This is a genomic window from Pseudomonas syringae (assembly GCF_002157375.1).
Lineage (GTDB): Bacteria > Pseudomonadota > Gammaproteobacteria > Pseudomonadales > Pseudomonadaceae > Aquipseudomonas > Aquipseudomonas syringae_T.
This window is the reverse complement of the sequence record NZ_MTSA01000002.1, coordinates 172,198-192,963: the sequence shown is the minus strand read 5'-3', so window position 1 is coordinate 192,963 and position 20,766 is coordinate 172,198. Positions and strand designations below refer to the sequence as shown.

At 60.4% G+C, this 20,766-nt stretch carries 9 protein-coding genes; 5 read left to right on the top strand and 4 right to left on the bottom strand.

Annotated elements, in window-relative coordinates:
• Positions 1-15 precede the first annotated feature (15 nt).
• Complete coding sequence (locus BW686_RS02820; RefSeq protein ID WP_084914115.1) at positions 16-687, top strand: polysaccharide lyase family 7 protein; 672 nt, start codon at positions 16-18, stop codon at positions 685-687.
• A gap of 81 nt (positions 688-768) precedes the next feature.
• Here BW686_RS02820 and putP read toward each other — a convergent pair whose 3' ends face one another.
• Positions 769-2,256, bottom strand: a complete 1,488-nt coding sequence (gene putP / locus BW686_RS02815; RefSeq protein ID WP_084914114.1) for a sodium/proline symporter PutP — start codon at positions 2,254-2,256, stop codon at positions 769-771.
• Between the two features lie 428 nt (positions 2,257-2,684).
• Between putP and putA the strand changes: the two genes are divergently transcribed.
• Together putA and BW686_RS02805 are read left to right on the top strand one after the other, a co-directional pair.
• On the top strand, positions 2,685-6,638 hold the full coding sequence (gene putA, locus BW686_RS02810; protein ID WP_084914113.1) for a trifunctional transcriptional regulator/proline dehydrogenase/L-glutamate gamma-semialdehyde dehydrogenase: 3,954 nt from the start codon (positions 2,685-2,687) through the stop codon (positions 6,636-6,638).
• A 359-nt stretch (positions 6,639-6,997) separates the two neighbouring features.
• Positions 6,998-8,800, top strand: coding sequence for an acyl-CoA dehydrogenase (locus tag BW686_RS02805; RefSeq protein ID WP_084914112.1), 1,803 nt, complete (start codon positions 6,998-7,000; stop codon positions 8,798-8,800).
• Between the two features lie 5 nt (positions 8,801-8,805).
• Here the strand turns inward: BW686_RS02805 and BW686_RS02800 are convergent, their stop codons facing one another.
• Positions 8,806-11,934, bottom strand: coding sequence for a dermonecrotic toxin domain-containing protein (locus BW686_RS02800; protein WP_373270979.1), 3,129 nt, complete (start codon positions 11,932-11,934; stop codon positions 8,806-8,808).
• A gap of 255 nt (positions 11,935-12,189) precedes the next feature.
• Between BW686_RS02800 and BW686_RS02795 the strand changes: the two genes are divergently transcribed.
• Entirely contained in the window at positions 12,190-13,932 is a 1,743-nt protein-coding gene (locus BW686_RS02795; protein WP_084914110.1) for a potassium/proton antiporter, read from the top strand.
• A 38-nt stretch (positions 13,933-13,970) separates the two neighbouring features.
• Positions 13,971-17,360 carry a mechanosensitive channel MscK gene (gene mscK / locus BW686_RS02790; protein WP_179149163.1) on the top strand — a complete coding sequence of 1,130 codons (3,390 nt, stop codon included), beginning with the start codon at positions 13,971-13,973 and terminating at the stop codon, positions 17,358-17,360.
• A gap of 62 nt (positions 17,361-17,422) precedes the next feature.
• On the opposite strand, the gene BW686_RS02785 is transcribed toward mscK, so the two are convergent.
• Both BW686_RS02785 and BW686_RS02780 read right to left on the bottom strand, forming a co-directional pair.
• Positions 17,423-19,162, bottom strand: coding sequence for an acetyl/propionyl/methylcrotonyl-CoA carboxylase subunit alpha (locus BW686_RS02785; protein ID WP_084914108.1), 1,740 nt, complete (start codon positions 19,160-19,162; stop codon positions 17,423-17,425).
• Positions 19,159-20,763, bottom strand: a complete 1,605-nt coding sequence (locus BW686_RS02780; RefSeq protein ID WP_084914107.1) for a 5-oxoprolinase/urea amidolyase family protein — start codon at positions 20,761-20,763, stop codon at positions 19,159-19,161. Before BW686_RS02780 ends, BW686_RS02785 begins: the two co-directional genes overlap by 4 nt.
• Positions 20,764-20,766 lie beyond the last annotated feature (3 nt).

Here is a 20,766-nt window from a genome sequence, read left to right as displayed (position 1 = left end):
ATGGACGGATAGAAAATGATAGATCTTGGATCGTGGAACCTCAGCATTCCGGTGGAGACACCGCCCAAGACCATCGAAACCTCTCAACTGGTAAAGGGTTACGACGGGAAGTACTTCGAATCGAAGTCCGACTCCATTGTGTTCTGGTCGCCGGTCACGGGCACCAAAACCGAAAACGCCAAATATTCGCGAACCGAACTACGAGAAACCTGGGCCGACGGATCACTGCACAACTGGGTCTACACAGATGCAGACAATTATCTGAACGCCAAACTGGAAGTCGACCAGGTCCCTTCAAGCGGCAAGGTCGTGATCGGCCAGATCCACGCGTATGAAAGCACCGAGCCTCTGCTGAAAGTCGAATACCAGTACGATGAAGACACCAAAACAGGCGACATCGTTGCCAAGGTTCGCAATCGTTACGATGACGACGAGAGCAAGGTCTATACGATAGTCGAAGGTGTGAAGCTGAATGAAACATTCAAGTACGTCATCCACCTGAGCAAAGGCGGCAAACTGACGGTCAGCGTCAACGACATCGACTGGAGCAAACGCATCAGCAAGACCTGGAGCAACAAACCGCTGTACTTCAAGGCCGGTGTCTACACCCAGGACAACACGGGATACACCTCGGAGGGCGGCAAGGCCACGTTCTACAACCTCGACATCGACCACAATAAAAGCTGAGCCCCTCAGCGTTCAGGCATAAGCAAAACGGCCCGCACTTTCACTGGAAAGGCGGGCCGCTTTCGTTTCAGCAGTACGCTATCAACGGTTGGCTTTGAAGTCCTGCTCAGCCGCGAGGAAACGCGTCTGCATGGATGCCGATGCAGGCTTGCCGATCAGGCTGAACGCCACGATGGCGATGCTGGCCAGGATGAAGCCGGGGATGATTTCATACAGCCCCATCGTGCTGAATTGCTTCCACAGCACCACGGTCACAGCACCGACAATCACGCCGGCCAGTGCGCCGTTGCGCGTCATGCCTTTCCACAGCACCGAAATCAGTACCACAGGGCCGAAGGCGGCGCCGAAACCTGCCCAGGCGTAGCTCACCAAGCCCAGCACGCGGTTCTCGGGGTTGGCGGCCAGCAAAATGGCAATGATCGCGATCAGCAGCACCATTGCACGACCGACCCAGACCAGCTCGACCTGAGACGCGTTCTTGCGCAGATAAGCCTTGTAGAAGTCTTCGGTGAGTGCGCTGGAACATACCAGCAACTGGCAGCTCAGTGTGCTCATGACCGCCGCCAGAATCGCCGAAAGCAGCACGCCGGCAATCCACGGATTGAACAGCAACTTGGCCAGTTCGATGAACACACGCTCCGGGTTTTCAGTCACCGGACCGGCCACCTCCGGATGAGCAGAGAAATACGCTATACCGAAAAAGCCTACAGCGACCGTGCCACCCAGACAGAGGATCATCCAGGCCATGGATATGCGACGGGCGCTGGCAATCGATTTGACCGAATCTGCCGCCATGAAGCGCGCCAGGATATGCGGCTGACCGAAATAACCCAGCCCCCAGCCCAGCAGGGAAATGATGCCGATGAAGGTAGTGTTCTTGAACATATCGAAGCTGGTCGGATCCTTCGCTTCGATCGCCAGGAAGGTGGTATCGATACCCCCGGTTGCCAACAGGACGATGATCGGCGTCAGGATCAGCGCGAAGATCATCAGCGTGGCCTGCACGGTATCGGTCCAGCTGACCGCCAGGAAGCCACCGACGAACGTGTAGGCGATGGTCGCTGCAGCACCGGCCCAAAGGGCAGTTTCGTACGGCATGCCGAAAGTGCTTTCGAACAGACGCGCGCCGGCGACGATGCCCGAGGCGCAATAGATGGTGAAGAACACCAGAATCACGATGGCCGAGATGATGCGCAGCAGCCCGCTATTGTCCTCGAAACGGCTGCTGAAATAGTCGGGCAAGGTCAGTGCATCGCCGTTGTGTTCGGTCTGCACACGCAGACGGCCGGCGACGAACAGCCAGTTCAGGTAGGCACCGATGATAAGCCCGATTGCGATCCAGCTTTCCGACAGGCCGGACATGTAAATGGCACCCGGCAACCCCATCAGCAGCCAGCCGCTCATGTCCGAAGCGCCCGCCGACAGAGCCGTGACCACGCTGCCCAGGCTGCGTCCGCCGAGAATGTAATCCGAAAGGTTGTTGGTCGAGCGATAGGCCATCAGGCCGATCAATACCATTGCCGCGATGTAGATCACGAACGTGATCAAGGTAGGGTTGCTGACACTCATGAGTTCTGCCTTGGCATTGTTTTTATGTTGGCACCTGATGCGGCAGCGGGCCACCTGATGGTGATCCACACGTTCGCACCCGACACCGCGCTGACTGATTCCCTGCGGAATGACAGTCACGGTTGCACCGAGAAACGAATCCTATGAAACAAACCGAACAAGGTGCAACCCATTTCATCGCGCAAGTTGCACCTGTTACAAAAAAACAGGTTTACGCGATTTTTCGCCCTATTTTAGGGCGCTTTTGGCGCAACACACAAAAATACACGCACTAGTAATGAGCGTAGCGGACATTTCCTGAGCCAATCGGCAGGAATGTCACAAAATATTGTCGAAACAGGGTTGCACTCGGTTGCACCCCATGAACTCCAGCGCTAATCTGCGCCAAAGCCGATGCCACGTTCGAGTGGCTATAATGAGGACAACATATGGCCACTACCACGCTGGGCGTCAAACTTGACGACCCGACCCGCGAGCGATTGAAAGCCGCCGCCCAGTCCATCGACCGCACGCCACACTGGTTGATCAAGCAGGCGATCTTCAATTACCTGGAAAAGCTGGAGAGTGGTGCAACCCTGCTGGAGCTGAACGGCTCGACAGGCAAGGACAATGATGACCGTGGCGAACTGGCAGAAGACACCGGGCTGCAATGCTTTCTGGATTTTGCCGAAAGCATTCAACCGCAATCCGTGCTGCGCGCCGCGATCACTTCTGCCTACCGTCGCCCGGAGCCCGAAGTAGTCCCCATGCTGCTGGAGCAGGCTCGCCTGACAGCGCCTGTGGCAGAAGCCACCAACAAGCTGGCCGCCTCGATTGCCGAAAAGCTGCGCAACCAGAAAAGCGCCGGTGGCCGTGCCGGTATCGTTCAGGGCCTGCTGCAAGAGTTTTCGCTGTCTTCTCACGAAGGCGTTGCCCTCATGTGCCTGGCCGAAGCGCTGCTGCGTATTCCGGACAAGGGCACGCGCGACGCCTTGATTCGCGACAAGATCAGTAACGGTAACTGGCAGCCGCACCTGGGCAACAGCCCTTCGCTGTTCGTCAATGCGGCCACCTGGGGGCTGCTGCTGACCGGCAAGCTGGTCGCCACACACAACGAAGCAGGCCTGACCTCTTCGCTGAGCCGCATCATCGGCAGGAGCGGTGAGCCGATGATCCGCAAGGGCGTCGACATGGCCATGCGCCTGATGGGCGAGCAGTTCGTCACCGGTGAAACCATCGGCGAAGCCCTGGCCAATGCCAGCCGTTTTGAAGCCAAGGGCTTCCGCTATTCCTACGACATGCTGGGTGAAGCCGCACTGACCGAGCACGACGCGCAGAAGTACCTGGCGTCCTACGAGCAGGCCATTCACTCCATCGGCAAAGCCTCGCACGGTCGGGGCATTTACGAAGGACCGGGCATTTCCATCAAGCTGTCGGCACTGCACCCGCGCTACAGCCGCGCTCAGTACGAACGCGTGATGGAGGAGTTGTATCCGCGCCTGCTGTCGCTCACCTTGCTGGCTAAACAATATGATATCGGCCTGAACATCGACGCCGAGGAAGCCGACCGCCTGGAGCTGTCGCTGGATCTGCTGGAACGCCTGTGCTTCGAGCCGCAACTGACCGGCTGGAACGGCATCGGTTTCGTGATTCAGGCTTATCAGAAGCGCTGCCCGTATGTGATCGATTACGTGATCGATCTGGCACGTCGCAGCCGCCATCGCCTGATGATCCGTCTGGTGAAGGGTGCTTACTGGGACAGCGAAATCAAGCGCGCGCAGGTCGAAGGCCTGGAAGGCTACCCGGTGTATACCCGCAAGGTGTACACCGATGTTTCGTACATCGCGTGCGCCCGCAAGTTGCTGGCGGCGCCGGAAGTCATCTACCCGCAATTCGCCACGCACAACGCCCATACGCTGGCAGCCATCTACCAGATTGCCGGTCAGAACTATTACCCCGGCCAGTACGAATTCCAATGCCTGCATGGCATGGGCGAGCCGCTGTACGAACAGGTCGTCGGCAAGGTCGCCGATGGCAAGCTGAACCGTCCTTGTCGCGTTTACGCGCCGGTCGGCACGCATGAAACACTGCTGGCGTATCTGGTCCGTCGCCTGCTGGAAAACGGCGCCAATACCTCGTTCGTCAATCGCATTGCCGACCACTCGATCTCCATTCAGGAACTGGTGGCCGACCCGGTCAGCCAGATCGAGCGCATGGCGACTCAGGAAGGGGGGTTCGGCCTGCCGCATCCGCGTATTCCGCTGCCGCGTGACCTGTACGGTTCTGAGCGCGCCAACTCCAGCGGCATCGACATGGCCAACGAGCATCGCCTGGCTTCGCTGTCTTCGGCGCTGCTGGCCACTGCGCACAATGACTGGAAGGCCGCGCCAATGCTCGGCTGCCCGACCGGTGCCGGCAGCCTGACCGCAGCGCTGAACCCTTCGGACCTGCGTGATGTGGTGGGGCATGTGCAGGAAGCCTCGCTGCAGGATGTCGATAACGCCATCCAGTGCGCCTTGAGTGCTGGCCCAATCTGGCAGGCCACGCCGCCTGCCGAGCGTGCAGCCATTCTGGAGCGCGCGGCCGATCTGATGGAAGCCGACATTCAGCCGCTGATGGGCTTGCTGGTCCGTGAAGCAGGCAAGACGTTCGCCAACGCCATCGCAGAGGTGCGTGAAGCGGTGGACTTCCTGCGCTACTACGCCGTGCAGGCGCGCAATGACTTTACCAACGACGGCCACCGCCCCTTGGGGCCGGTGGTTTGCATCAGCCCGTGGAACTTCCCGCTGGCCATTTTCAGCGGGCAGGTTGCCGCAGCGCTGGCTGCCGGTAACCCGGTGCTGGCCAAACCCGCCGAGCAGACACCGCTAATCGCCGCCCAGGCCGTGCGCCTGCTGCTTGAAGCCGGTATTCCGGAAGGCGTGCTGCAATTGCTGCCAGGCCGTGGCGAAACCGTCGGTGCCGGGCTGGTAGGTGATGAGCGCGTGAAAGGGGTGATGTTCACCGGCTCCACCGAAGTCGCCCGCTTGCTGCAGCGCAACGTGGCCGGGCGTCTGGATTCGCAGGGCCGCCCTATCCCGCTGATTGCTGAGACCGGTGGCCAGAACGCGATGATCGTCGACTCTTCGGCACTGACCGAACAGGTGGTGATCGACGTGGTGTCCTCGGCGTTCGACAGCGCGGGGCAACGCTGCTCGGCACTGCGCGTGCTGTGCCTGCAGGAAGACTCGGCTGACCGAGTCATTGAAATGCTCAAGGGCGCAATGGCTGAAGGCCGTCTGGGCAACCCCGAGCGTCTGTCCGTGGATATCGGTCCGGTTATCGACGCTGAAGCCAAGGCCGGGATCGAGAAACACATCCAGGCCATGCGCGACAAGGGACGCACGGTTTATCAGGTCGCCATCGCCGACAGTGCCGAACTCAAGCGCGGCACCTACGTGATGCCGACCCTGATCGAGCTGGAAAGCTTCGATGAGCTGCAACGCGAAATCTTCGGCCCTGTGTTGCACGTGGTGCGCTACAAGCGCAAGGAACTGGACCAGCTGATCGCTCAGATCAATGCGTCCGGTTATGGCCTGACGCTCGGCGTGCATACCCGGATCGACGAAACCATCGCCAAGGTGATCGACAACGTCAACGCCGGTAACGTGTACGTCAACCGCAACATCGTCGGGGCCGTGGTGGGTGTTCAGCCGTTTGGCGGCGAGGGCCTGTCCGGCACCGGCCCGAAAGCCGGTGGCCCGCTGTACCTGTATCGCCTGCTGTCGACGCGACCGCAGGATGCCATCGAGCAATCATTCGTACGCGGCGACGCGCTGTCTGCGCCGGATACCCGCTTGCGTGACGTGTTGAGCAAACCGCTGCAAGCCTTGAAAGCCTGGGCGGCCAGCCACCAACATGCCGAACTGGATGCCTTGTGCAGCCTGTACGCCGAGCAGTCACAAAGCGGCATCACTCGCCAGCTGGCTGGCCCGACCGGCGAGCGCAACAGCTACGCCATCCTGCCGCGCGAACACGTGCTGTGCCTGGCCGATGACGAAGGCGACCTGCTGATTCAACTGGCTGCCGTTCTGGCTGTCGGTGGCTCGGCCATCTGGCCGGAAACCGATGTCAGCAAGCCGCTTCGCGCTCGTCTGCCGAAAGATGTGCAGGCACGTATCAAGCTGGTCCCGGACTGGAGCAAGGACGAGGTCGCCATAGACGCCGTCCTGCACCACGGCGATTCCGATCAGTTGCGCGCCATCTGCCAGCAGATCGCCCGGCGCAATGGTGCAATAGTCGGTGTCAACGGTCTCTCCCACGGCGAAACCAATGTCCCGCTGGAGCGTCTGGTGATCGAGCGCGCGCTGAGCGTCAACACCGCAGCGGCCGGGGGCAATGCGAGCTTGATGACGATCGGGTGAGGCTACAGCGCTTTAGCAGGTGACGCGAAGCGCTCAGCCTTAAGGCCTCTGCCCGCAGGGCGTGGGAGCGAACCTGTTCGCGAAGACGGTGTTTCAGAGGATGCTTTTTTCGGCGATCATACCGGCACTTTCGTGAACAGGTTCACCCCCACGGCCTCCGGCGATACTCAAAAAGCGGACTTTTGTGTATCGCTGAGCGCTCCGCGCTGGCATGCAGGCCTGGACGCTCTGCCTCCGCTCTTTCGTTCCAGTATCACAATACGGCGGCACCACGCCCGCCTATCACCCGAATCAATCTTGCTACCCTCCCCCTGCAACGCGACCTAGACTGAGCCTATTCCAAGAACAGGTGCGCCATCATGTCCGAGTTGCTGCTCAGTTCCCGCAATCTGGCTTTCGAGCTGTACGAGGTGCTGGACGCCGAAGGGCTGATCCGGCGTGAACGGTTTGCCGAACATTCGCGGGAAACGTTCGATGCAGCACTGGGCACGGCACGTACCCTCGCGGAAAAGTACTTCGCGCCACACAATCGCAAGGCAGACGAGAACGAGCCGCGCTATGAAAACGGCGAGGCCATTCTGATCCCTGAGGTCAAGCCGGCCGTAGACGCGTTCCTTGAGGCTGGCTTTCTCAATGCATCACGCGACTTCGAAGCAGGCGGCATGCAATTGCCTACCCTGTTATCGCAGGCCTGTTTTGCCCACTTCCAGGCCGCCAATGTCGGGACCACGTCATACCCGTTTCTGACGATGGGGGCGGCCAATCTGATCGAAAGTTTCGGCAGTGACGAACAGAAACAGCGCTTTCTTAAACCGATGATAGAAGGCCGCTTCTTTGGCACGATGGCGTTGACCGAACCGCACGCTGGCTCGTCACTGTCGGACATTCGCACGCGCGCCGAACCCGCTTCCGACGGCACGTATCGACTGCGCGGCAACAAGATATTCATCTCCGGGGGCGATCATTCGCTGTCGGAAAATATCGTCCACCTGGTGCTGGCAAAGCTGCCGGATGCGCCAGGCGGGGTCAAAGGGATCTCGCTGTTCATCGTGCCCAAGTTTCTGGTCAACGATGACGGCAGCCTTGGCAAGCGCAACGATGTGCTGCTGGCCGGGCTGTTCCACAAGATGGGCTGGAAAGGCACAACGTCCACTGCACTCAACTTCGGCGATCAGGGAGCGTGCGTCGGGTATCTGGTCGGCAAACCGCATCAGGGTCTGACGTACATGTTCCAGATGATGAACGAAGCGCGCATCGGTGTAGGCCTGGGTGCCGTCATGCTCGGTTACTCGGGTTATCTGTATTCGCTGGACTACGCACGTGAGCGGCCTCAGGGTCGGTTGCCCGACAGCAAGAGCCCCGAAAGCACGCCCGTTCCGATCATTCAACACGCGGATGTACGGCGCATGTTGCTGACTCAAAAGGCTTACGTGGAAGGCGCGTTTGACTTGTGCCTGTACGCCTCGCGACTGTTCGACGACACCCAGACCGGCGAAACCGAAGACGCCCGCAAACACGCCCACGAGTTGCTGGACCTGCTGACCCCCGTCGTCAAATCCTGGCCATCGGAGTTCTGCCTGAAGGCCAACGAACTGGCGATCCAGGTGCTCGGCGGTCATGGCTACACCCGTGAGTACCCGGTCGAGCAGTACTACCGCGACAACCGTCTCAACCCGATTCACGAAGGCACGCACGGCATTCAGTCGCTGGACCTGCTGGGCCGCAAGCTGGCCCAGAACGGTGGCACCGGCCTCAAACAACTGCTGCGTCTTATTTCCAGTGCCTGCGAGCGCGCACAGGCGCACGAATCCCTTGATGAACTGCGCCAGCCTCTCGAACACCTGGTGGCACGCCTGCAAGCCGTCACGCTGGGGCTGCTGACCGACATGGCTCAGGGCAGAATCACCAGCACCCTTGCCAACTCGGCGCTGTACCTCAAGGTATTCGGGCACACCATCATTGGCTGGCGCTGGCTGGAACAGGCGATCCGTTCAGAGGAAGGCTTGAGCACAGGCAATCAGGCCGATAACGACTTCTACAAGGGCAAACTGCAAGCAGCCCGCTACTTCCTGACATGGGAAGTGCCGGGCTGCCATCACGAGCTGGCGATTCTGGAAAACCGCGATGACACGTGTTTGTCGATGCAAGAAGCGTGGTTCTGATTCCGTTACCACTGGTTCGAACTGCCGGCCTTGATCTGCGCTTTTACTTTGAAAGGGAAGTAAAAATCGACTGCGTTATTAAGACGCTCGATATACGCCACGGACAAGACCTCATCAACCGGCGAGTAGGAGCGGTCCAGCAAGTCAAAATAGTCGGGGCGCGCCTCTCGCAGCACATCGGAAAACAGCCTGGGGCCGGTCAGCTCCGAGATACGGGTCATGTACGGTTTCATCCGCGCCTTCGACGCCAGCCTCAGCGCCTCGGTTGCGTTATTCATCACGGGGCGAGGCGTCGTAAAGAAAGCCTTGTTCGCCTGCCGCTCGCGCTCGAAACGCCGGGTTATTTCCTTTAACACCCGGCGCAGGACAGGGTTATCAGGATGGCTGGCGAAATGACTGTTACCTGGCCCGGTGTAGCTTAACGACGGCGCATCCAGACGTGTGCCCAAAAGGACATCGTTCGGTCCGGCCAGCAATTCAGCGCCTGCAAACGAGCTCGCTATTTCATCGTCACAATCGACATAGATACCGCCATATTCGTTGATCAGGCGATACCGCAAGATGTCGGATGCGGCCGCGTAGTTATGGTTTTCAGAGTGACGAAAATAATGAAATGCCTCGCCATTCTCACCGTTCAGAAAATCCGCATAGAACGGTTCATCTTTCAGATGTGAAATGTGCATCTCGGGATGCTCACGAAAGTAATCGGACAGTTGGTCGTATGCCTGGGGAGCGTCGATATCAATGTGCAAATGAAAACGGACCCCAGGGCTGACACTCATGTTGCGCTGGATGTTCTTCAACAATTCATCGCCAGGAACGCTGTCACCCATCCAGAGGTGATGAATGACACGACTGACAGGCTGAGCCTCTGTCGGTAATTCGGGCAGCCGAGGGAAGGTGTATATCTCGTAACGTTTACTCTGGGGAAACGAGGTTTCCACGCTCCTGAACATCTTCAGCGAACCGCTTTTCCACTGTCCGTTCGGGTCGAGCCATACCGGTTTTGCCAATGCCGAATCGGTTTTCCAGCAGCCGTTGTCTGCATCGTAGTAGATGCGCGTATTCACGCCGTTAAGGCGAATAAAGTATTTTTCCTTGATCGCCCCCGTCTCGGCACTGGGGACTTCTTCAGTTGAAACACCGTCCAGCGGCAACTCCACCTGCACCTTGGCCTCTCTGCGCTGCAATGGAATTTCCGGCTCGTCCGGCGTAACCGATACCGGCGCGTCAATGGGTTCACTGATCGGTGGCAGGTGCGAGCCGTCGAAACTTTCCCCGCCTCGCAACCCCGGCTTGAGGTCAAGGTCCCAGTAACCGGTATCAAGGGTCTTTACGTACGGCCCCCACACGCGCGGGTCCGAAGGCGAACGGATACGAAACTGTTTTTCCTGAGCGATCCACTCCACGCGGAATACCCGGTCATGCAGTTCAATGTAGTGTTTACCTTGAACAGGATAGACACCGGCAAACTCGCCCTGAGCGATCTCCGGCCATTCACAAGGCGCCTCAAGTGCCCGCAACAAACGACGCATTTTGGCGTCAAGCGAGCTTAGCGCCGGAGGTTGAGCCCTGAAAACCGGAGCATGCCCGTTTTCAATCGACGGTTCGAAAGGCATAACGGGGCCTGAAATTTCATAGCCGCCGCCTGCTTCGTCAATAAAGCCAGCGTCGAGTCCGGCTTCAATCGGCGCAGCTTCTTCGGCAACGATTGGCAACGCATTCAGTACGCCAAAGACCACCCGACCCAGCCCGGCCTGTCGCTCTTCTAGCGTACGACCGTTACGCACCTGATCGACGCCCAGCCCGGCCAGCACAACAGACAGCCCTGCGAACACAGGCATCAGTTCGGGGAAAACAATCGCAATGCCGCCCAGCACAGACACGCATTCGCTCAGGCCACTGCTGACTTCTGCTTTCCAGTAGTCACCGTGACCCCGGATCTTTTGCAGCGCATCGGATTCGGACTTTGCCTTGATCCGGTCCTTGAAGTGCGAGAACGGCCAGGGGTGCAGAGGTTCACCGAACTGCACCAGCTTTCGGGGGTTCCACGCACCGGTCGCCGCATTCAGCAGCTTCGGGTACACCGCAAAGCCTTGCAAGGCGGTCGCAACGCCGCTGTAAAAAAAACCGTCGTCATCATCCGCTGCGCTGAAATGCGCCTCGAAGAGGCGGCGCTTCACCGGGTCCCGACAGAGTTGGCCGATCCAGTCCTTGAGCGCATGTTCATTCATAAAAGCATGAATGGGCGACGAGTTGCCGGGGATATACAGCAGAACCGTCGGAGAGTCCGCGCTACGTATGACCATAAGGTCAACAGCGCTGTAGCCGTAAACGATCAACTCTGAAATCGTCACGCGGCGCGACACCGGAGCAGTGAGAAAAGCATCGAAGCTCAGTTCATCCCAGCCCTGGTTGTCAGGCACACCCAGCGCTTCCAGAATCATCGCCTTGTGTTCGGCCTTCAGCGTGTGCTCATCGGCCTGCAGACAGGCAGCCCTGAACAGCCCTGCCTTGAGCATCAGGTTGTAGTCCTTGGAATGCGCTTGCCAGAACTGCTGCAGGTACGTGAGGTAACGAGACTGCAGATTGTGATCCCACACGTAGTGCTTGAATGCATCGGCCCTGATGGAAAGATGCGTGGTCGAATCGTAACGCTGGGGGCTGGTTTTTCGATAGACAGCCTCATAGGCGACACACTCTGACGCCGTCAGCTTTTCATCTACCACCCGGCAATTGAACCCATGGTCGCGGTGAGCCTGCAAATGCCCAAGGTGATCGAACCAGTCGCCATTGCCCTTCTGTTGCCAGTTGCACAGCAACGCCTGGGTCAACGTCATCGAGTGCGCGACATTGGCGCGCAGCGGCACGGGGTAGACCCTCGGGTCTTCAAGGTACACCGTAGCGATCAGTGTTTCGTCCGGCTCAACCTCGACGCCCCACCTGGACAGGCATTCCTGCCTGATGTCATCGCACGCCTGGGTCGCGGGTGATTGCAGCGTGATTTTCTTCAACCGAAAGTAATCGCTGACCGAAAAATCCTCCCGCACACGCTCCCAGAACGCTGCGTAAGGGTCGTCGTCATTGACCGGGTGGACAGCGTCCAGGTTTGTTGCATATTCATCGTCCATGATGAAAACACTCTGATAGTTGGATCGCAGACAATAAAACGCCTGAACGACTCGCACGCGGTATATAGATATTCAGCAGCGGCTCGGCGGTGGCGCATACTGTGCGCTGAAGCGCGTGATCCACCCTCCTGTACCCGCTTGCTTGAAATTGCACTTTGACAGCCAAGCAATTCAACAGGTTAAATCGCTTGGCACGCGGACTGCATGGTCAGTTTTCGCTCTTCCCGCTTTTGTTTCGTTTTCTATGGAGTACCGCCCTTGGACGCCACCACCATCAACAGCCTGTTCCTGATCGGCGCGTTGCTGGTAGCCGCAAGCATCCTGGTCAGCTCCCTTTCTTCGCGCCTCGGCATTCCGATTCTGGTCATCATCCTGGCAGTGGGCATGGTGGCAGGTGTCGATGGCGGCGGGATCATCTTCGACAACTATGCTACGGCTTACCTGGTCGGCAACCTGGCCCTGGCGGTCATCCTGCTCGACGGCGGTCTGCGCACGCGGGTTTCCAGTTTCCGGGTAGCGCTCTGGCCAGCCTTGTCGCTGGCGACCGTCGGCGTACTCATCACCACCGTGCTGACCGGCATGATGGCCGCCTGGCTGTTCAACCTGAGCGTCATTCAAGGCCTGCTGATCGGCGCCATCGTCGGCTCGACAGACGCCGCAGCGGTGTTCTCCCTGCTCGGTGGCAAAGGCCTGAATGAACGGGTAACCGCCAGCCTGGAAATCGAATCGGGCAGCAACGACCCGATGGCAGTGTTTCTCACCGTCACCCTGATCGGCATGATCGCCAGTGGCCAGACCGGCCTGCACTGGGGGCTTCTGGGCCATCTGATTCAGGAATTCGGCATCGGCAGCTTCATTGGTCTGGGGGGCGGCTGGATCCTGCTGCAACTGGTCAATCGCATCAATCTGGCGGCCGGTCTGTACCCGATCCTGGTCATTGCCGGCGGTCTGGCGATCTTTGCGCTGACCAATGCCATTCACGGCAGCGGCTTCCTTGCGGTGTACCTGTGCGGCCTGGTACTCGGCAACCGGCCGATCCGCAGCCGTCACGGCATTTTGCACATGCTCGACGGCATGGCGTGGCTCGCGCAGATCGGCATGTTTCTCGTGCTGGGTCTGCTGGTCACACCGCATGACCTGCTGCCGATCGCCATTCCGGCTCTGGGGCTGGCGCTGTGGATGATCCTTGTCGCGCGGCCGCTGTCGGTGATGGTCGGCCTGCTGCCGTTCAAGGTATTTCATGGACGCGAAAAGGCATTCATCGCGTGGGTCGGCCTGCGGGGCGCAGTTCCGATCATTCTGGCCGTGTTCCCGCTGATGGCCGGGCTGCCGAATGCTCAACTGTATTTCAACCTGGCGTTCTTCATCGTCCTGGTTTCGCTGTTGCTGCAGGGCACCAGCCTGCCGTGGATGGCCAAACTGCTGAAGGTCACGGTGCCACCAGAACCCGCCCCTGTTTCCCGTGCAGCGCTGGAGGTTCATGTCACCAGCGAATGGGAGCTGTTCGTTTACCGACTGGGCGCCGAAAAGTGGTGCATCGGCGCCGCACTGCGCGAACTGAAAATGCCGGAAGGCACCCGTATCGCAGCGCTGTTCCGCGGCCAGCAACTGCTCCACCCGTCCGGCAGCACGACGCTGGAAGTGGGTGACCTGCTGTGCGTCATCGGCCATGAACATGACCTTCCTGCGCTGGGCAAACTCTTCAGTCAGGCCCCGCAACGTGGTCAGGACCTGCGTTTCTTCGGCGACTTTGTGCTTGAAGGCGACGCGCGTCTTGGCGAAGTGGCAGCGCTGTATGGCCTGAAACTCGACGGCATCGATCCCGGCATGCCGCTCAGTCAGTTCATCGTGCAGAAGAACCGTGGCGAACCGGTGGTCGGCGACCAGATTGAATGGAATGGAACTATTTGGACCGTTGCCGTCATGGACGGGAACAAGATCCAGAAAGTCGGCGTCAAATTCCCCGAAGGAACCCGCCCGGCCCCCGGACTGTTCCTTTAAACTGCCAATCCACACGTATCATCATGCGACCGGTGTCTATGTTTTCCCTGCGTTCCATTTGTGCTGCCGCACTGTTTGCACTTTGCCTGTCTACCTTTCCGGCGCTGGCCGCCGAACCGCCAACCGCTGAAGCCGTGCAGCAAAGCCTCGACAAAATTGCCGACCGCAAGCTGCCCGATGCCGATCAGAAGGCATTGCAGCAAGTGCTTGAGCAGACGCTGGCGTTTCTGGCCAGCAAACAGGACAGCGAACAGAAGCTGACCGCGCTCAAGCAGCAACTGGCTCAGGCCCCGAAACAGACCTCGGACAACCAGCGTGAGCTGGCGCGCCTGAAAGAGAGCAAAGCCGTGCCGGTTGCACAGCGCTATGGCGGCCTTGATGTACCGCAACTGGAGCAGCTTCTCAGCCAGCGCAGCACGCAGCAGAGTGACTTGCAGAGCGAACTCAACGACGCCAACAGCCTGGCCATCACGGCACAGACGCGACCAGAACGCGCACAGGCTGAAATCAGCGCCAACCAGACACGCATTCAGCAGATCAATGCCATCCTCAAAAGCGGCAAGGACAACGGGAAGGCGCTCAATGCAGACCAGCGCAATTTGCTCAACGCCGAGCTGGCGTCGATCAATGCCCTGAACCTGTTGCGTCGCCAGGAACTGGCCGGCAACAGCCAGCTACAGGATCTTGGTAACAGCCAGCATGACTTGCTGACTGAAAAAGTCGCGCGTCAAGAACAGGAAATTCAGGACCTGCAAACCCTGATCAACGACAAACGTCGTGCCCAGTCGCAGAAAACCGTGGCCGAGCTGTCTCTCGAAGCGCAGAAGTCGGGAGGCAGCAGCCTGCTGGCGACCGAGAGCGCTGAAAACCTCAAGCTGTCCGACTACCTGTTGCGCGGCACCGATCGCCTCAACGAACTGACCCAGCAGAACCTCAAGACCAAGCAACAGCTCGACAACCTGACGCAGACCGATCAGGCCCTCAGCGAACAGATCAACGTGCTGAGCGGCAGCCTGCTGCTGTCCAAGATTCTCTACAAACAGAAACAGGCACTGCCGCACCTGGAGCTGGACAAGGGCCTGGCTGACGAAATCGCCAACATTCGCCTGTATCAGTTCGACATCAATCAGAAGCGCGAGCAGATGAGCACCCCGAACGCTTACGTCGATCGCCTGCTCGCCACTCAACCCCCTGAAAACGTCACGCCACAACTGCGCAGAACCCTGCTCGATCTGGCGATTACCCGCAGCGATCTGCTGGAGCGCCTGAACCGTGAACTGAGCGCGCTGCTCAATGAGTCCATCACGCTGCAACTGAACCAAAAGCAACTGACCAGCACGGCGATGGGCCTGCGCTCCACGCTGGACGAACAGATGTTCTGGATTCCCAGCAACAAGCCACTGGACCTGGAGTGGTTCCAGAACATCTGGCCGCGCCTGGAAAAACAGGTCGCTACCCTGCCCTGGACCTCCAGCCTCAGCGAGCTGTCGGATGGCCTGACCCAGCGGCCTCTGCTGTTCCTGCCGCTGCTGCTGTTGATTGCCGTGCTGACCTGGAGACGCAAGGCGCTTTACCAGAAGCTCAACCGTCTGCATGCCGATATCGGCCACTTCAAGCGTGACAGCCAGTGGAAGACCCCGCTGGCGCTGCTGATCAACGTCCTGCTGGCGATGCCGGTTGCGCTGGGCCTGGCGCTGTGCGGCTATGCCCTGCAAATCGACGCCCGCGGGCAAAACGCCAACCTGGGCGAAGCCCTGCTGCAAATCGCTCTGGCGTGGCTGGTGTTCTACACCGCCTACCGCGTCCTGGCCCCTCAAGGCGTCGCGCAGCTGCACTTCCGCTGGGAAACCGCGCAGGTCGAATTCCTCCGCGGCTGGGTCCGTCGCCTCGGGCTGGTGGTGCTGGCGCTGGTGGCTGTCGTCGCCGTGGCCGAACACCAGCCGGCCGCGCTGTCCGAAGACGTGCTGGGCATCGGCGTCGTTCTGACCTGCTACGCACTGATGGCGTGGTTGCTGGGTCGATTGCTGATTTCAAGCCCTACGCACCACAACGCTTCGCTGTTCCGCAAGGCGATTGGTGTGGCGTTCACGGCGCTGCCAGTCGCACTGTTTCTGGCCGTGTGCTTCGGTTATTACTACACCGCACTCAAGCTCAGCGACCGCCTGATCGACACCCTGTACCTGATGATGATCTGGTTGATGGTCGAGGCGACCTTCGTGCGTGGCCTGGGCGTTGCGGCACGGCGACTGGCTTATCAACGGGCACTGGCCAAGCGTCAGGCGGCGAGAGAAAACGGCGACAGCGACATCCCCGTCGAAGAGCCGAAACTGGACATCGAACAGGTCAACCAGCAGTCGTTGCGCCTGATCCGTCTGGCCTTGCTGGCCGGTTTCGTCGGCGCGCTGTACCTGGTCTGGGCCGAGCTGATCACAGTCTTCGCCTACCTGGACAACATCATCCTCTACGAATACACCAGCGGCACCGGCGCCAACATGAGCATGGTGCCGATCAGCCTGAGCGACTTCCTGGGTGCCGGCGTGATCATCGTCACCACCTTCCTGCTGGCGGGCAACCTGCCCGGCCTGCTGGAGGTGCTGGTGCTGTCACGCATGAACCTGGCACAAGGCAGCGCCTACGCCACCACCACTCTGCTGTCCTACACCATCGCCGGCATCGGCTTCGTGACCACGCTGTCGACGCTGGGCGTGAGCTGGGACAAATTGCAGTGGCTGGTCGCAGCGCTGTCGGTAGGCCTGGGGTTCGGCATGCAGGAGATCTTCGCCAACTTCATCTCCGGCATCATGATCCTCTTCGAACGCCCGGTGCGGATCGGCGACACCATCACCATCGGCGCCCTGTCGGGGACGGTCAGCAAGATCCGCATCCGCGCCACGACCATCACCGACTTCGACCGCAAGGACATCATCGTCCCGAACAAGACGTTCATCACCGGCCAGCTCATCAACTGGTCGCTGACCGACACCGTGACCCGCGTAACCCTCAAGCTGGGCGTGGATTACGGCTCGGACCTCGATCTGGTGCGCTCGTTGCTGCTGCAAGCGGCCCGGGAAAACCCTCGCGTCCTCAAAGACCCGGAGCCCATCGTCTACTTCCTGAACTTCGGCGAAAGCACCCTCGACCACGAACTGCGCATGCACGTGCGCGACCTGGGCGACCGCAACCCGGTGCTGGACGAGATCAACCGCTTCATCAACCGCGAATTCAAGAAGCAGCACATCAACATCTCGTTCCGCCAGATGGAGATCTACCTCAAGAACACCCAGGGCCTGGAATACAAACTGGTCCCCGCCGAGCCGAGCGAAAAATCCGGCGCACCCACCGGACAGACGACGCTGCAGCCCGTGAACACTCAAGTCACCCCGGCCACCAAAGACGCGCCAGAGCCGCCGGAGTTGAGGCTGGACTGAGGTTGAGTATGGAATAACCGGCAGCGGTGGCTGCCGGTTGTGCGGCGCACTTACCAAACTGATCAGTCAGCAGCCTCAACCCGCCCAATCACCACCTTAGCCTCCAGATACCCGCCAGGCTCTTTGCTCATCTTCAACTGCCCGGCACACGGTGCCAGTATCGATGTTTCCATCTTCATGGCTTCCATGATCGCGATCACCTGCCCCTTTTCTACCGTCGCACCGTCCTCAACCGCCCAGGCGTGCAGATTGCCGGCTACCGGGGTCAGCACTGCGTGTGGGTCCGGGGCGTCGGCAGCGGGCTGATGGGTATCAGCCGGTGCTGCCGGGTTCAGGCTCATGCCTCGCAGCAGCGCAGCGGGCAGGCCCAGTTCGTGGCGTTTACCGTCGATTTCGACGAAGGTGCGCAGCACGCCCGGGTCGACCGGCGTGGCATTGCGGGGGGCGAGGGTGACGTGTTCGGCGAAGTCGGTTTCGATCCAGCGGGTGTGTACGGCGAAGGTGTCGGCAGCGGTGAAGTCGGCATGGGCCATGACCGCCCGATGGAACGGCAGCACGGTGGCGACGCCTTCTACCTTGAACTCGGCCAGGGCGCGACGGGCACGTCTGATGGCCTGTTCGCGGGTTGCGCCGGTGACGATCAGTTTGGCGATCATCGAATCGAAGTTCGGTGACACTCGCGAGCCTTCGGTCACGCCGGTGTCCAGGCGCACGCCCGGCCCGGACGGCGGCTGAAACACATCGATGGTGCCCGGCGTCGGCAGGAAGCCGTTGCCTGCGTCTTCGGCGTTGATACGGAATTCGAAGCTGTGGCCGCGCGGTACAGGCGTGCCGTCGAACGACAGTGGCAGGCCGTCAGCCACGCGCAGTTGCTCGATGACCAGGTCGATGCCGCTGGTTTCTTCGGTGACCGGGTGCTCCACCTGCAAGCGGGTGTTGACCTCCAGAAACGACAGCGTGCCATCGCCGCTGAGCAGGAACTCCACCGTCCCGGCACCGACATAACCGGCTTCGGCGCAGACCGCGCGGGCCGATTCGTGAATGCGCTGGCGCAGCTCATCGCTCAGGTAAGGCGCTGGTGCTTCTTCGATCAGCTTCTGATTACGGCGTTGCAACGAACAATCGCGGGTGCCGACGACGACAACACGACCATGACGGTCAGCGATGATCTGCGCTTCGATGTGGCGTGGACGGTCCAGAAAGCGCTCGACGAAGCACTCGCCACGGCCAAACGCCGAAATCGCTTCGCGCACGGCCGACTCGTACAGTTCGGCGACTTCATCCAGCTTCCAGGCGACCTTCAAGCCACGACCGCCACCACCGAACGCGGCTTTGATGGCAATCGGCAGGCCATGCTGTTCAGCGAATGCGACCACTTCGGAGGCATCGCTCACCGGGTTTGCAGTACCGGCCACCAAAGGCGCACCGACGTTGAGGGCGATGCGCCGGGCCTGAACCTTGTCGCCCAGTGCGTCGATGGTCGCAGGATCGGGGCCGATCCAGGTCAGGCCGGCGTCGATCACGGCACGGGCGAACTCGGCTCGCTCGGAAAGGAAACCGTAGCCGGGGTGAACCGCGTCGGCACCCGAGCGAGCCGCGATTGCCAGCAGTTTCTCGATGTTCAGGTACGTGTCGGTCGGGCGCTCGCCCTGCAAGCCATACGCTTCATCGGCGTGGCGCACGTGCAGCGCATCGATGTCAGCATCGGCATACACCGCCACCGAAGCGACACCATAGTCTCGGCAGGCACGGGCAATACGTACGGCAATTTCGCCACGGTTGGCAATCAGAACCTTTTTCATCTGTTGTGGGTCTCGTCTGAAGTGGCGGGGCGCACTGGCTCGAACGTGCTCAGCGGGTTGAAACGAATGCGGGCGTTGACCGGGATCTGCCCGGCCTTGTCCAGGTGATAGGTGGCAACGGCGCCGATGACCGGGTAGCCACCCGTCAGCGGGTGATCGGCCAGGAACAGCACCGGCTGGCCGCTTGGCGGCACCTGAATCGCGCCGACCGTGGTGCCCTCGCTGGGCAGTTCGCCACTGACGGCGCGCTCCAGTGACTGCTCGCCCGCCAGGCGAATACCGATCCGGTTGGATTGCGGCGTCACCTGCCAGGTCTGTTGCGCCAGCAATTGCTGCGCCTCGGCGGTGAACCAGTCGCTGCGTGGCCCCATGACCACATCCAGCGTGATGACCTGATCGTTACGCGGCATGTCGAAGGCTGGTTGCTCGGCAGTCGACACGGCGTGTCCGCCGGTTCTGCGCTTGAAGCCCAGCCGGTCACCGGCCGCCAGCGCGGCGGGGCCAACCTGCGCCAACGTGTCGGTGGAGAGGCTGCCCAGCACGGGTTCCTGAACAAAACCGCCGCGAACCGCGAGGTAGCTGCGCAACCCGGCAGTCGGCGATCCAATACTCACCTGATCGCCGCTCTGCAAGGAAAAGGGCGCATAAACAGGGGGCTGTAATCGTTGGCCATCAGCCGTCAGCACCTCGACAGGCACCTGAGCCCCGGTGACCGCCACCACCGTCTGGCCCTGACAGGTGAACGTCAGGCCACCCATGAGGATTTCCAGGCAAGCAGTGCCTGGCTCATTGCCGACCGCGCGATTGGCTGCACGCAATGCGCCACGGTCCAGTGCGCCTGAAGCAGAAACGCCCTGCCCGGCCTGACCGGGTCGACCCAGGTCCTGAAACAGGGTTTGCAGGCCTGGCGCGGTGATCTCCAGGTAGTCCTCGGTGACCGTCGAAGCCTGCTGACGAACCGGTGCGGGCACCGACACGCCGGTTACAGGCAGCGGCCCCGCATCCTGGAAGCGCACGCGATAACCGGGCTGAAGCAAGGCGGGCTCGTCCCGCTGCAAATCCCACATTTTTGAGTCGGTGACGCCGATGATCTGCCAGCCGCCGGGGCTGGCCTGTGGATAAATACCGCTGAAGCCACCGGCCAGCGCTACCGCACCGGCCGGAATACGGGTGCGGGGCGTGGCGCGCCGTGGCACCACGAAGCCAGCGCCACCGCTGAGGTAGGCAAAGCCGGGGGCGAAGCCGCAGAAGGCAACGTTGTAATCGCTGCCGGTGTGGCGCTTTATCACTTCTTCGACGCTGATATCCAGCTCGCGGGCGACATCGGCCAGGTCCTCGCCGTTGTAATGCACCGGAATTTCAATCAGCTTGCCAGGCTCACGCGCCTGACCGCGAATGTCGCGTGACGCAAGCTGCGTTGCCAAGGCTTCGAAGCCAATCGCTGCGGGGCGAAAATGCACCAGCAACGTCCGGGCAGCCGGCACGATCTCTTCCACACCCGCGATGGGCGTTTGCTGCAACGATTCGAACAGGGCCAGGGTCTCGTCCAGATTCGACAGTTCAACCAGAAGTGCATCCAGGTTGGCCGGGTAGAAACGCATGAG